The organism is Pseudomonas sp. WMBT8 (assembly GCF_050916005.1).
In the GTDB taxonomy this organism is placed as follows: Bacteria; Pseudomonadota; Gammaproteobacteria; order Pseudomonadales; family Pseudomonadaceae; genus Aquipseudomonas.
Genome location: NZ_CP188096.1, coordinates 1,849,344 through 1,861,301 on the forward strand (window position 1 = coordinate 1,849,344; position 11,958 = coordinate 1,861,301).

Annotated in this window: 16 protein-coding genes; 3 read left to right on the forward strand and 13 right to left on the reverse strand. The window is 58.4% G+C overall.

The genetic code is table 11. The features are described 5' to 3' along the window. The first annotated feature begins 180 nt into the window (after nt 1–180). Nucleotides 181–1,332, forward strand: coding sequence for a tyrosine-type recombinase/integrase (locus ACO77H_RS08230; protein WP_432755241.1), 1,152 nt, complete (start codon nt 181–183; stop codon nt 1,330–1,332). On the opposite strand, the gene ACO77H_RS08235 is transcribed toward ACO77H_RS08230, so the two are convergent. The 11 genes from ACO77H_RS08235 to ACO77H_RS08285 form a co-directional block, all read right to left on the reverse strand. Continuing rightward, the gene (locus ACO77H_RS08235; RefSeq protein ID WP_096143616.1) at nt 1,307–1,582 is read right to left on the reverse strand and encodes a pyocin activator PrtN family protein; all 276 of its coding nucleotides are present in this window, start codon (nt 1,580–1,582) and stop codon (nt 1,307–1,309) included. The genes ACO77H_RS08230 and ACO77H_RS08235 overlap by 26 nt on opposite strands. 2 nt (nt 1,583–1,584) lie before the next feature. Continuing rightward, on the reverse strand, nt 1,585–1,881 hold the full coding sequence (locus tag ACO77H_RS08240; RefSeq protein ID WP_432755242.1) for a hypothetical protein: 297 nt from the start codon (nt 1,879–1,881) through the stop codon (nt 1,585–1,587). Nucleotides 1,882–2,139: 258 nt separating this feature from the next. Next, a complete protein-coding gene (locus tag ACO77H_RS08245; RefSeq protein ID WP_432755243.1) occupies nt 2,140–3,816 on the reverse strand; it encodes a DNA cytosine methyltransferase in 1,677 nt (558 codons plus the stop codon). Between the two features lie 2 nt (nt 3,817–3,818). Beyond that, nucleotides 3,819–4,082 carry a hypothetical protein gene (locus ACO77H_RS08250; RefSeq protein ID WP_432755244.1) on the reverse strand — a complete coding sequence of 88 codons (264 nt, stop codon included), beginning with the start codon at nt 4,080–4,082 and terminating at the stop codon, nt 3,819–3,821. Nucleotides 4,083–4,140: 58 nt separating this feature from the next. Then, nucleotides 4,141–4,452: a hypothetical protein gene (locus ACO77H_RS08255; RefSeq protein WP_432755245.1), complete on the reverse strand. Its 312-nt coding sequence runs from the start codon at nt 4,450–4,452 to the stop codon at nt 4,141–4,143. A gap of 43 nt (nt 4,453–4,495) precedes the next feature. Continuing rightward, the gene (locus tag ACO77H_RS08260; RefSeq protein ID WP_432755742.1) at nt 4,496–7,213 is read right to left on the reverse strand and encodes a toprim domain-containing protein; all 2,718 of its coding nucleotides are present in this window, start codon (nt 7,211–7,213) and stop codon (nt 4,496–4,498) included. A gap of 12 nt (nt 7,214–7,225) precedes the next feature. Continuing rightward, the gene (locus tag ACO77H_RS08265) at nt 7,226–7,459 is read right to left on the reverse strand and encodes a hypothetical protein (protein ID WP_057439570.1); all 234 of its coding nucleotides are present in this window, start codon (nt 7,457–7,459) and stop codon (nt 7,226–7,228) included. A 75-nt stretch (nt 7,460–7,534) separates the two neighbouring features. Beyond that, nucleotides 7,535–7,906 (reverse strand): hypothetical protein, encoded by a 372-nt coding sequence (locus ACO77H_RS08270; RefSeq protein ID WP_170060364.1) that lies wholly within the window; start codon nt 7,904–7,906, stop codon nt 7,535–7,537. After that, nucleotides 7,906–8,193 carry an ogr/Delta-like zinc finger family protein gene (locus tag ACO77H_RS08275; protein ID WP_057439568.1) on the reverse strand — a complete coding sequence of 96 codons (288 nt, stop codon included), beginning with the start codon at nt 8,191–8,193 and terminating at the stop codon, nt 7,906–7,908. Before ACO77H_RS08275 ends, ACO77H_RS08270 begins: the two co-directional genes overlap by 1 nt. Continuing rightward, a complete protein-coding gene (locus ACO77H_RS08280; protein WP_432755246.1) occupies nt 8,190–8,663 on the reverse strand; it encodes a YmfL family putative regulatory protein in 474 nt (157 codons plus the stop codon). Before ACO77H_RS08280 ends, ACO77H_RS08275 begins: the two co-directional genes overlap by 4 nt. 29 nt (nt 8,664–8,692) lie before the next feature. Next, nucleotides 8,693–8,905, reverse strand: a complete 213-nt coding sequence (locus ACO77H_RS08285) for a DNA-binding protein (protein ID WP_092231667.1) — start codon at nt 8,903–8,905, stop codon at nt 8,693–8,695. Nucleotides 8,906–8,989: 84 nt separating this feature from the next. On the opposite strand from ACO77H_RS08285, the gene ACO77H_RS08290 reads away from it, so the two are divergent. Both ACO77H_RS08290 and ACO77H_RS08295 read left to right on the forward strand, forming a co-directional pair. Next, nucleotides 8,990–9,325 carry a helix-turn-helix domain-containing protein gene (locus tag ACO77H_RS08290; RefSeq protein ID WP_432755247.1) on the forward strand — a complete coding sequence of 112 codons (336 nt, stop codon included), beginning with the start codon at nt 8,990–8,992 and terminating at the stop codon, nt 9,323–9,325. Nucleotides 9,326–9,400: 75 nt separating this feature from the next. Further along, complete coding sequence (locus ACO77H_RS08295) at nt 9,401–9,913, forward strand: hypothetical protein (RefSeq protein ID WP_432755248.1); 513 nt, start codon at nt 9,401–9,403, stop codon at nt 9,911–9,913. Between the two features lie 333 nt (nt 9,914–10,246). Here the strand turns inward: ACO77H_RS08295 and ACO77H_RS08300 are convergent, their stop codons facing one another. After that, a complete protein-coding gene (locus ACO77H_RS08300; protein WP_432755249.1) occupies nt 10,247–11,518 on the reverse strand; it encodes a phage late control D family protein in 1,272 nt (423 codons plus the stop codon). Then, entirely contained in the window at nt 11,515–11,955 is a 441-nt protein-coding gene (locus tag ACO77H_RS08305) for a phage tail protein (RefSeq protein WP_169960485.1), read from the reverse strand. Before ACO77H_RS08305 ends, ACO77H_RS08300 begins: the two co-directional genes overlap by 4 nt. Nucleotides 11,956–11,958: the final 3 nt, after the last annotated feature.

An 11,958-nucleotide genomic window follows, 5' to 3' on the forward strand; every position in this document is an offset into this window, starting at 1 on the left:
ATCATAGGTGCAACGCTAAAGCGCCGAGACAGTGCGGGGCTTGATTCTGCTGGGCTAAAGCTCTGTTTATCTAGCATTTTACTCAACGTGTTCTTGGCGTGTTTTAGGGCGTTTTCAGGCGTTTTTCAAGGCTCGGTGGTACGATGTACCACCTCAAAACTGACGCGTACCACTTTCGATATGGCGACTATCAGGGCAAGAAAACTGGCGGATGGGACTGTGAGCTATACGGCTCAGATCCGCATCAAGCGCGACGGAGTGCAAGTCTACCAAGAGAGCCAGACCTTCGCCCGGAAACAGGCAGCCCAGGCGTGGACGCGCAAGCGCGAATCGGAGCTGGACCAGCCTGGTGCTATCGAGCGGGCGAGCCGGCAGGGCGTCACCGTCAAAGAAATGATCGAGCAGTACCTGCGGGAAGTGGAAAAGGCCCGGCCGTTGGGCAAAACCAAGAAGTTCACGCTCGAAGCCATCGGTAAGATGGATATCGGCAAACTGAACGATACCGACGTTACCACCCAATGCCTGGTCGACTTCGCCCTCTGGCGAATGAGCCGAGAGGGTGGCGGGGTTCAGCCACAAACCGCTGGCAACGACTTGGCGCACCTCGGCGCTGTCCTGGCCATCGCCAAAGATGCCTGGGGCTATCAGGTCGATCCGCTCGCCATGGGCGGCGCCAGGCGTGTGCTGCGCAAGCTGGGCTACAACCTGAAAAGCCGGGAGCGTGACCGCCGGCCGACCTTGGACGAGTTGGGAAAGGTGCTGATGCACTACCAAGCCATGCAGGCCAGGCGCCCGACCGCCATCAATATGTTGAAAGTCGTGGGGTTTGCCCTGTTCTCCACACGCCGCTTGGATGAAATAACCCGTATTCGCTGGGCGGATGTCGACGAGCCTGGTCAACGGGTGCTGGTGCGCGATATGAAGAATCCCGGCCAGAAGATTGGCAACGATGTTTGGTGTTTCCTGCCGGATGAGGCATGGCAGATCCTCCGGACAATGCCAAAAGCTGGCGACGACATATTCCCCTACAGCCCTGAATCAATCTCGACGTCCTGGGCGAAAGCCTGCAAATTCCTGGAAATTGCAGATCTTCACTTTCATGACCTTCGCCATGAAGGTGTGAGCCGCCTGTTTGAAATGGACTGGGATATCCCGCGTGTGGCGAGTGTTTCCGGGCACCGGGATTGGAACTCTATGCGGCGATACACCCACCTGCGTGGCAAGGGTGACCGATATGTTGGCTGGGAATGGCACGAGAAAATATTGAGGGCGCCCGTCCAACTGGGCGCCGCATCAATGAAGTGGCTCAAACGGCGGGTTTTAACCCGTTGAGTTGGTTGTGCTCTTTTACCGCGGCGGCGCGCTGTAGGTCGAGGTAGACGGCCAGGTCGGTGATGTGGACGCCCTTGGCAGACTTCTGACTCGGCTCCAGGCGGGTAATTGGCAGCTTGATCTGACCACTCATCACCTTGCGCTGGAACATGTCCGGTGTCAGGTGTGTGAAGTAATCCCGACACACCAACTCCAGCGAGATAATCGCTTGGCCGTCGTATTGGGCCATAAGAATGAAGGCTGTGTTCATAGCTAAACTCCCGGACGGCCTTTGAAGGCAAGCCAAATGTAGTGGCGACCTTTGGCGGTAACCTTGATTTTTCCCGACTGCTTGTTCCAGTTGATCAGGCGAAGCTCTTGCAGAATTGTGGTAAGCGTGTGCCCCTGGTGCCAGCCGGCCAGTGCTTTAATGCACCCCTGGGCCAATAGGCCACGGTAGTCGTTGTGCCCGAAGTTGGTACCCTGGAATGTCACCAGCATCTGTTCATCAGTCACAAGGTCGGTGATGGCGTTAACAGCTGGGTCACGCCGGTAGCATTTATGTGTCATTGCTATCCCCTCACATCCGAAACGATTGATGAATGAACGCCGGCTTGGCTTGATGCCTAACGCTTTGCTCGCTGTCCGGCTGGACCTCGCACACAAATCGGTGTCGATTACGGTTGGGCGCCGTCAGGGCCTCGGTCAGGCCTGGCACTGCACCGATGCATTGTTCGTATGCATCTGGTCCCTGCCAGAGTTGAGCCGGCAACACCTGGCAATCTGTGCGGGTTGCGTCTGAGCACAGGTACAGCAGGAGAAGGACGTTCATAGCGCTACCTCCCGCTGTGCCACGCTCAGGGCAATCGCTACCGGCTGCACCCAAACCGGCATGCTGTTGAGCATGAAAGTTTCTCCGGACTGGGCCAGCAACAAGGTGGTGCCCATCACATGGGCGATTGCTTCGGCTGCGGCCGGTGGAACTGCGTTCCCGATCCGCTCGCGCCAGGCCTGGTCGCTCAGTCCTTCCAGCTCAAACCATTCCTCAGGCTCAACCAGGCTTTGCAGTGCGGCCAGCTCCAGCGTGGTGAATGGCCGGTGCCATGTGCCGTCGAGGCTTTCGATAACGCAGGTCAGCCGCTCGTTGGCTTCTGGCATGCGGGGATCTGCAACAGACCAGCGCCCATTGTCCTGGCGGGCGCTGGCTGAAACCGCGCCGCACTGGTCGCTCCAACCCACAACCCCGTAATGGCCGCCGGTTAGGTAGGCATCGCCCTTGGTGCGCTTCATGCCTGGGCGTGGGTCTTGAACAGCGAAAGCGCCCTGGCCGGTGGTGCTGCCAGAAATTACCGTGCGCGAGGTGCCGTCCCACTGGGCCACGTTGTACTTGGCGTGCCCAATGCCAGGGTCGCGGGGGTCAGCAACGCTGAATGTCCCTTGCCCGGGTGACTTGACGCCGATCACTGCACCGCTCGTCTCATCCCAACGGCGGACACCGTACTGCTGGTATTGCAGGGCGCCGGCCCTGGCCCGTGGATCCGCTACCGAGAACTTGCCATTGGTTGGGCCGCTACGTGCGGCGACGGTACCGGCGGTTTCGTTCCAGTCATGCATACCCAGGAAGCCGTCACGGAATTGCGGAACGATGACCAGGTCGCGCAGGTAGCCGTCCTCGATCGCTAAGTCGTTCAGGCAGCGCCAATCCTTGCCAGCCTCGACAAGGGCGAGGCGAACCCACGTTTTCCATTGCAGCGCCGGAAGTCGATGCATTGGACCTGCGGCGGCAACATCACCAGCCATTGGCATGCGGCCGAGGATCGAACCAACAGACTTGAGCGTCTTTTTCTCTGGCTCGTACAGGAAGGGCGGCACCTTCTCGATGTGCCTGGCCACGAGCAAGAAACGCTTACGGCTCTGGGCCAGGCCACCGATAACACCGCAATCGTGCGTGGTTTCTGCAACTGCATAACCGTAGTGGTTCAGCAGCTTGTTGATCTGGTCCAGCAGGTGCCGGCCACGGGTGGCCAGGCGCGGTACGTTCTCGAAAACGATCAACGATACCGGGTCATCCTTCCAGGCTTCACACATCAACCACACGCAGCGTAGCGTCAGTTCGTTGAGGGCCTGGTATTTCGGGGTCAGGCTCATTGTTTCGGATAGCAAGCCCGAGGCGCCTTTGCAGGGGCTGGAGATAAACACCGCATCTGGGCGCTCGTAACCGGCAGCCTTGCGTACATCGTCGGGGCCAGCCTCAACCCAACCAGGCGATGGTGGCTTGCCGTGAAACGCGGTGTACATGCTGAGGGTGAACAGATCCATCAACGTGCCAGAAACACCAGACAGCCGCTGGAAGTCGCGCAACCCGGCCGGGTCAACATCAATGCCACCGATGCACTGCCACTCGGCCTGCATGTTGCCCACCACGGGCTTGGCGTTGTTGAACCCTTTGGCGCCGCCGCCGAGGCCGCAGCAGAAGTGAAAATGCTTAAAAACACGCTTAAGCATGGTCACTGCCCTCCCATGAGCATGCGTGTCAGCGCGTTGGGCTTACCGTCAGGCGTCAGCTTGTCGAGTGGTTGGGTGGTGCTACGACCGTTTGAGGTACGCAAGGTGGCGACGTTGCCAGCGATCCTTGTGATCACGCCTGTACGAGCTCTGAGACGGTATTCCCGACCTCCACCGCTCATTGCGACATAACTGACCTTGTCGCCGACGGCGAGTGGGGTTGTGGTAGCCTCTACAGTGCCGCCTTGGGGTTGATTCACTTGCATGGTGCTTCTCCTTTGGGTGGTCGGTGTCGAGGGGTTGCAGCCCCTCGACACCATCTTCTTACTGGCCTTCGCCGATTGGGTTTTGCTTGCGCACGAGGTGCAGCAGCAGGTTTTCAAACTCGACAACTTCATCTGTCGCGGATTGCCATTCCAGGACTGCCTGGATCTGTTCCCGGCTGCACTCCAGCACCAGTATTTCTTTATCGCCTACGGCACGAACCTCCAGGATTGCGACCAGCCCGGCAGGGTCGTAGGCTTCAGCGTGAACAATTTTCCCGGACTCGTTAAACCAGGCTTTCAGCTCTTTCAAATGCCGAAGGCGGTTGGTTTCCCCCTCCTTGCCGTCACCGGTGATTACTTGTATGTGCATGGTGCTTCTCCTTTGGGTGGATGGTGTCGAGGGGTTGCAGCCCCTACACGCCCTGGAATACCCAGCAGCGAATGGTTTTCGGTTTGTCGAAAGCGTCCAGCGCCCGCGCCGAGTTGACGGCCTTGTTGGATTCCAGAAACTTGGGTGACTTGCTGGTCTTGAGCAGGCGTTTCAGGTCACTGAGGGCGGGCACCTGCTGGCGCTTGTTCGCCGCCATCTCTACAAATTCGTTGAGGTTTACCGCGATCAGCCCATCTCGACGGGCGTGGTTGAGCGCCCCTGTTTCGTCCATACCGTTGAGGAAGTCGTACAGGTCCCAAAACTCGGTAACGGTCGGGTGGTCGGCGTTGATTGCCTGCTGGCGCTCCAGGGCCATGCGGCTGACCTCGGCGTGCGCCAGGGCTTTACGGTGCTCGCCAAGCGGGACGACGTCGGCCAGGGCATCCACCAGGCTTCGCAACTGGGCGTGGTTCTTCGCGATACGCACTGTGCGGATGCCGGGTTGTGCCAGCAGCTCCTGCTCGTAGCCGGAGGTGTTTTCTTCCATCAGGCGCATGGTGTTGGCTTCGCGTTGCAAGGCCTTGACCAGGAAGCCGCTAATCCTTTCCATCGGCATGCGCTCCAGCTGCTCGGCGAACTGCTTGGTTTCCGGGGTGTGGTGCTCGCGGGTCAGATGGACGTGGCAGAGGCGCTGGAGGATCGGTTCTGAGGCGTTCACCGCGTTGTTCTGCGCAATCAGCAGGGCGGCGCGGAATGGCGGTTCGTGGGTGTCGTTGCCGTTGTTTTTCACGCCAGTGGAGCGAACGCTGCGGCCGTTGTAGGCGGTTTTCAGTTCGTCCCAGTCGAAGTGCTTTACGGGCTGGCCTTCCTTCTGTTCACGCTCGGACTCGATCAGCACCACCGGCAGGTTGCTGACCTGCGAGAAGTTGCGCGCACGGCTGGCTGCTGTTGCTTTGGACGGGTCGAAACCTTCGTAATCAGTGCGTCCGACCAGTTTCCACAGCAGCTCGACCAGGGTGGTTTTGCCCGACCCGGCTTCGCCTACCAGCTCCAGGAACATCAGCGACTTGTGGATCTGGCGGATCTGCTCGGCATGCAAAGCGCCAAGCCACCAGGCCAGCACTACCAGACCTTGGACACCAAAGCAGCGCCAGTAGATGTCGAACCAACCTTCGTTGTAGGCGTTCAGGTCGGTATTGATGTGCAGCACGGGCGACTGGCTCTGTGACTTGATACTCAGCTTGCCCAGGTCAAAAAAGTCTTCTTTGTTGCGCACATGCACCGCCCCGTCGAAGAAGGCCAGGTCGTTGAAAACATAAGCACCGTGTTCGCGGCTGTATCCGATCCATTCGATGGTGTTGACGGCTTTCAGGCAGTCCAGTTGAGGTGCCAGAATCCGTTTCAGTTGTTGGGCGCTGCCCTCGAACATCGCGCCATTGGAGACGTTGAGCAGGCGATTCGCGAACTCAGGCGCCGACGTGAGTTGCTTGGCCGTGAACGTGCTTTTAATGGCAGGCCCTTGCGGGCGCTCGATACGGAAGTAGTACCAGGCCTCATCGGTCAGGTCGTTGCGCATGTAGTACAGCGCTTGGAAATTGCAGTTGGCGATGCAGGTCACTGAGCCGGATTGGCGCAGTGCCTTGTAACGCTTTTGTTCATCGTTGAGCAGTTGGTCCTCGTGATGTTGTGAACTCTCAAGGTCACTCATGGCGCGGTCGTGCTTATCAAGGTCAATCCGAAACCAGTACAGGCGCTTGCGGAATGTGAAGTTGAATTCTTTGCGTTCGTCGCGCAGGTAGATGAGGAAACCTTTTTCTTCAGCCGAGTCAGCCAGCAGCAGGTCACCCTGGTGGCGAGCGTTATCAAGGTCTTGCTCGATGCGCTCGGCACGTTTCTCGTCGCCCTCGATCGACTTCCAGCGGTGGTGCAGATCGTTCCAGTCGACCTTTTTACCGTTGGGCTGTGGGATCACTGCCGCTTTGCAGGTGAAGCCCAGGTCGCGGGCCTCTTTGACCCAGCGGCGTGTATTGGCTTTAGCCACCGGTTCGTTATCCAGTGCCCACACCAGAGTCGGCAGGCGCTTGTCAGCGTCATGGCGCAGCTTGACCAGGGCCTTGAGCGAATCAATCGGGCAGGGCGCGCTGGACATCATCGACACGGCCGACACGTCGTTATGCAGCAGGGCGATAGCGTCGAATATCCCTTCGACGATAAACAGTTCGTCGACCTCCAACAGGTCTACGCTCGGCGGGCACCACCAAACTCCTTTGTAGCCTGTTGCACCTTCGCCGGTAGGGCGGAAGCGCGCTTTCATCTTGCCGAAGCGGTCAGGCCGATCTATCAGGCGTTCCCAGTAGCCACCTTTCTCCAGGGCAAAACGCACCGTGGCGCTACCGATATTGAGCCGGCTATCCCAGTAGTTTTCCTGGGTGAACCATCCGGCGATCAGCTCAAATTTGAAGCCCCGCGCAAACTCCAGGTAGGCGCGGGCGGTGGCAAGGGGATTGTCCGGTGTCGACGGGGCGGTCTTGCTCCAGTCGTTGAACAGGTCGTCATACACGTCCTTTATATAGACGCGGTGGTCGCACTTTTCCGGCCGTCCACAGATCAACGTCCAGGGCGAATCGTAGAAGGTGTACAGAGTCTTCTGGCCGCAGGCAGGGCAAACACCCTTACGCATATAGTCCGTGCCGCGCATGTGCTTGAGCTGGTAGTCCCGCTCAATGCGTTGGATGACGTCGGCGCGCAGCCTTTCTTTCATTTCCATCGGGGCTTACTTCGCTTCGTCGAGACTGTGTTTAAGGGCGCCGATCAGGCGTTTCTGTGCAGCCATCACCGGGAAGGCGACGAGCAGCGAGCCATGCCGCAAACCCTCGGGGATCATGCGAAAGCGGTCGTCGTACCAATGCTCGTTGAACTGCTGTGCGTACTGAGCACGTAGCACCTGAAGCAGGGCTTCGGCCTGGTCGCGGGGCAGTTTTGCGGTGATGGCGACGTCGATTTCCATGGTCCACCTCGGATTTCGGGCAAAGCTCACCCAAACCCACGGCAGCCGGGGAAGGGCGGGATGTTTTAAAGGGGTTTACTGAGGGTGAGGCTTGAGCGCGGTATCGCGCTGGTCGAGCAATTTCTGCGGGAGCAGTCGTGCCGGTACCGGATATCGCAAGTGGGCGCGGGTATCGATCAGATGCACGACCGTTCTGTCATCACCGGCACCCCAGTCCACACCCAGGTTTTGCCGTTGTTTGATGACCTGCAGTTCGGTCCAGGCGTTGTGTACCAGCTTGGGCGCCATGAACACCGGCACTTCCAGAGCCAGGGTCAGATGACGTATGCACCGGTCGAACAGCAGATCGGAGTCCACCAGGTGTTCGGCGTCATGGCGTTGCAGGTAAGCGAAAGCAGCGTGTTGCATGCTGCTGCGGTAGTCATGAGTCAATTGCTCGGGCTTCATCACGCACGCTCCATTTCCAGTTGATCCAGCAGATCGGGTTGATCGTTAGCGGTTTTCATTGCCTGTCGACGAATGACCACGTCTGCAACTGGCAGCTTTACAGCTGGGTTGGGCATGCCGCTGGGGCTCAGCTCGTGGGTCATTTGAAACAAAGCACGCACCGACCAGCCACAGGCTTCGTTGGTGCATTGCATGTAGGTGATACGCAAGAAAATGTGCTGTCCTTCGCTGGTGCGGATACGCATGCGGCCTTGGCAGTGGGGGCAAACCAGCTTGTAAGTGCTCAATGTTGGGGCCCCTTGCTGTGCAACTGGATGGTCGCAAGTACTTCTGAATGACGAGCCGACATATAGCGGTTGTGCGCGGCAAGGATCGCTTCCGCCTCGTCACGTTCGATGCGACCGTCGTCCAAGGCTTTGGCAATGATCTGGTCGACGACTCCGCGCTTGGCAGCAGCGTTGACCGACCGGCTGTAGAGGTCGACGTTGTCCAGGGTTTCGGGATTTGCCAGTGGGACGAACATGCCGCCGTACAAGGCTGCGATGTATTCCGGCAGATGTGTGGTGCCAGCGTCCTGCTCCAACACATGAATCTGCTCATCGCTTAAAGGTCGGCTGCCGGCATTTTCATAGATGTGGTTATCGAACTTCTTGAGCTCGTAACCAAGGCGAGCTGAAGCGCATTCGCGTCCGCCTGGGTAGTCGCAAATAACTGCACTCATTACTTGCCGCTTGGTCGCTAGAACTGGGCGTTTCATCTTCTGGTTTCCCCTTGGAGCCAGAGGCCCTAGTTTGTAATGACGCCGTCTTTGATTCCGAGCAGCACGGCGGCGCGATGAGCCTCACCGCGTAAACACTTCTTCTGTCCGTTCAGAACCGCGTAGACCGTCGACGGGTTGAATTCATTTTTTTCGGCCCAGTCTTTTGCCGAGATCCCGAGACGTGCGAGACGATCACGGGCCTCTTGGCAGGCTTGCTCGATGGGGGATGCGTTCGGCATAGTCTCGTTTCGTGTGGTTTCGTGTGGTGATAGGCGAAGTATTTCCCATGTACGTGGGATCGTCAAGTCTTGATGGAGACAAATGTGGGTATTGGTGACCGCCTCAAAGAGGAACGGGAGCGCTTAGGGTTCAGTCAGACTGAATTTGCGGCCGTCGCAGGGGCTTCGAAAAATAGCCAGTACAACTACGAGAAAGGTGAACGAAGCCCAGATGCGGTTTACCTCGCAGCTGTGGCTGGGAAAGGGGTGGACATTCTTTATGTGGTGACTGGCGAGCGTAAGCCGCGGTCGACCGACAGCATCGGTGCTGATGCTTCAGAGTTGCTGGCTGCTTATCAGCACGTCACTGAAGAAGATCGCCAGGTTTTGCTACGCATGGCCTTAGCGTTCGCAGTAGTGGGTAGGGCAGCAGCCGAGTAGCTGAGGTTAGGCGAACGGAAGTAACACACCGACCAAGATGGCCGGTTTTTCAAGGAAGTTCAAAGGAGTAGAGGAATGGCGCTGAAGCCCTGTAAGTCCTGCAAACATAATGTCGATACATCGGCGAAAACATGCCCTAACTGCGGTGTGGCAAATCCAGGTGTTTCCACGGGAAGCGCTGTTGGAGGGGCCATATTTTTGGTGATCATCATCGCTATCGTCGTTTCAATGTGCTCTGGCGGTGAAAGCGATAAAGCGGATGATAAAAAAACCAAGGTCGATGAAGCTGCCTGCCGTAAGGACCTACAGTGCGCGGGAGACAAGTACGGAATTGCCGCCAGTGTCTATTGCAAAGATCCGGTATCTCGCCTGGCCAAATACACCTCCCGCTGGACTGATGGCACTTTCGAGACGAAATTCAGCCATTTCCGTTGGCTGAATCAAGAGCAAGGCCTGCTGACCTTCATCGGAGACAAAATCGAATTTCAGAACGGCTTTGGCGCTTTCCAAAGGCATACCTACGAATGCGACTTCAATCCGGCGAATAACCAAGTACTTGATGTTCGGGCTCGACCTGGGCAGTTGTAGGGTTACAAAGCCTCACAGTTTTTTGTTCGTCAGCTGATGACACACCGATTTTGTGATGAACATCCGTTGTTCTCCGGGAGACCTTGACGGTGCCGTGTTGGCACCGGGCTCCCGTTGCATGTGAAAGGAGTAATCGCATGATGGGGAACAATAGCGTCTCGAACAGCCAGTCGTCAGCCGTAAACTCGGACTGCCTGAGTGAGCAAGAAGTCATATTGTTGGTATTGTTTCGGGCCACAAGTGCCCAACAAAAAAATGATGTGATGCGACTTTTGGAAGTGTTTGCGCAGGCTCCTGAGTAACGCCCACAGGGCCCCGGCCGAGCGCCGGGGTTTATGCCGACTTTTCGGCTTGTGCCTTTTTCCACTCTCGATCTACGGCACGCTTGGCCGTCTTCTCACTGGCATACAGCCACCGCAATCGCCTCGGTTTCGCCTGATCCCCCGCCGTGATTGTCTTTTCCTTTCCGGTTTTCTCATCCCGGTAGTACGCGATTATTCCCGTGTAATCCCCTGGATTGTCCTCTGCCAGATCCTCGACATTGTCCTCTGGCAACTTGCTCTCCAGCTCCAGGCTCACGATGTAACCGCCGTCAGCAGTCAGGCTGTGCTGCACATTTCCGCCGTACCAGATGATCTCGTCGATTTCTGCCTTCACTCCCTGGAGCGTGTAGGTCAGTTCTGGAATCAGGTCCGGCCGCCCCACGGCGAGGGTGTAGCTGAGGGTGGCGCTGCCGCGTTGCAGTCGTCGGAATTCGGCACGGGCAGCGCGCAGGGCTGACTGTTGGTCGCTGTAGGTGTGGCGCAGGTCTTTGAGGTTGTCACCGCCGCCGGCAATGGCTTCCTGTTTTTTTGCGCTGTTGACGTCGTAGTAATAGGCGCGGACTCCGTCGTAGCTGTCGCGGTCTGCTTGCAGGTACCGGTGCTGGTCGCCGTCGATGCGGGTCAGGGTGATGTGGGGCAGGTCCAGGCCGCTGGCGGTCTTGCCACCACCGGCTGGGAGGCACAACAGGCAGCCGGCTTTGACGCTGGCCACCGCGTCGAATTCTTCGCCCAGGCGGCTGATCAGGTTGGCGTCGGATTCGTTGGCCTGGTCGAGCTGCAGGATCGGCAATCCGTCCAGGGCACCGGCAATGGTGGCGGTGAGGTTGTTGCCGATGGCGATATCGCCCAGGACTTTGCCGAGGGTGGTGTTGCTCCAGCTGCGTTCGCGTTTGGTCTTGAGTCCTTTGCGCAGGTCCGCCGAGCGGGCGCGGATGCTCAGTACATCCGGGGCGCCGCTGTGTTCGGTTTCGTCGACGGTGTAGGTGCCTTTGTCTACCAGGCCTGTATCACTCCAACCCAGCCACAGTCGCAATACAGCGCCCTTGGGCGGGATGGTCAGCAGGCCGTCGTGGTCGCTGAGGGTGATGGTGAGTTGATCGGCTTCGACGCCACGGTTGTCGGTCAGATCCATGCTCATCAGTCGCGGGCTGATCTTCTGGGCGATATCGAGGCCGTCTACGGACAGACGGAATGCCGGTACCGGGTAGGCCGCGTCGCGGATGAAGCGCTGGGCGGTGTCTTTGAGGTAGCCGGTGACCTTGGACAGCGCAGCGTCAATCACAGCAGCCCCCGCAGGATGTTGACGCCGATGTTGGTGGCAGCGCCGAGCAGATCGATCCGGTCATCGTCGGTTCGTTTGAGGTTCAGGGTGAACTCAATGCGCCGTGGCGTGCCGTTGCTGAAGAATATGGTTTTGGTTTCGCTGAGGCTCTCGATCACCCACAGGCCGTAGATCCGGCCACTGCCTTCGACCATGGGCCAGGCCTTACCGGTGTTTGCCATCAGGCGCAGGGCGTCCAGGCTGAGGGCACTGCCGGCCAGTTCCGGGAAAATGATGCCGGGGAGGGTGATGGAGTCGTCACCACGGCCCACGAACTGCCGCGCAGGAGCGGCGCCGACGCGGTTGTTGCTGGCGTGGCGCCAATCGGTTTGGCGTTGCAGCTCCTGGTAAGCGGCGGTGGAGAGGCTGAACACGAACATGCCGAGGGCACACATCATGGT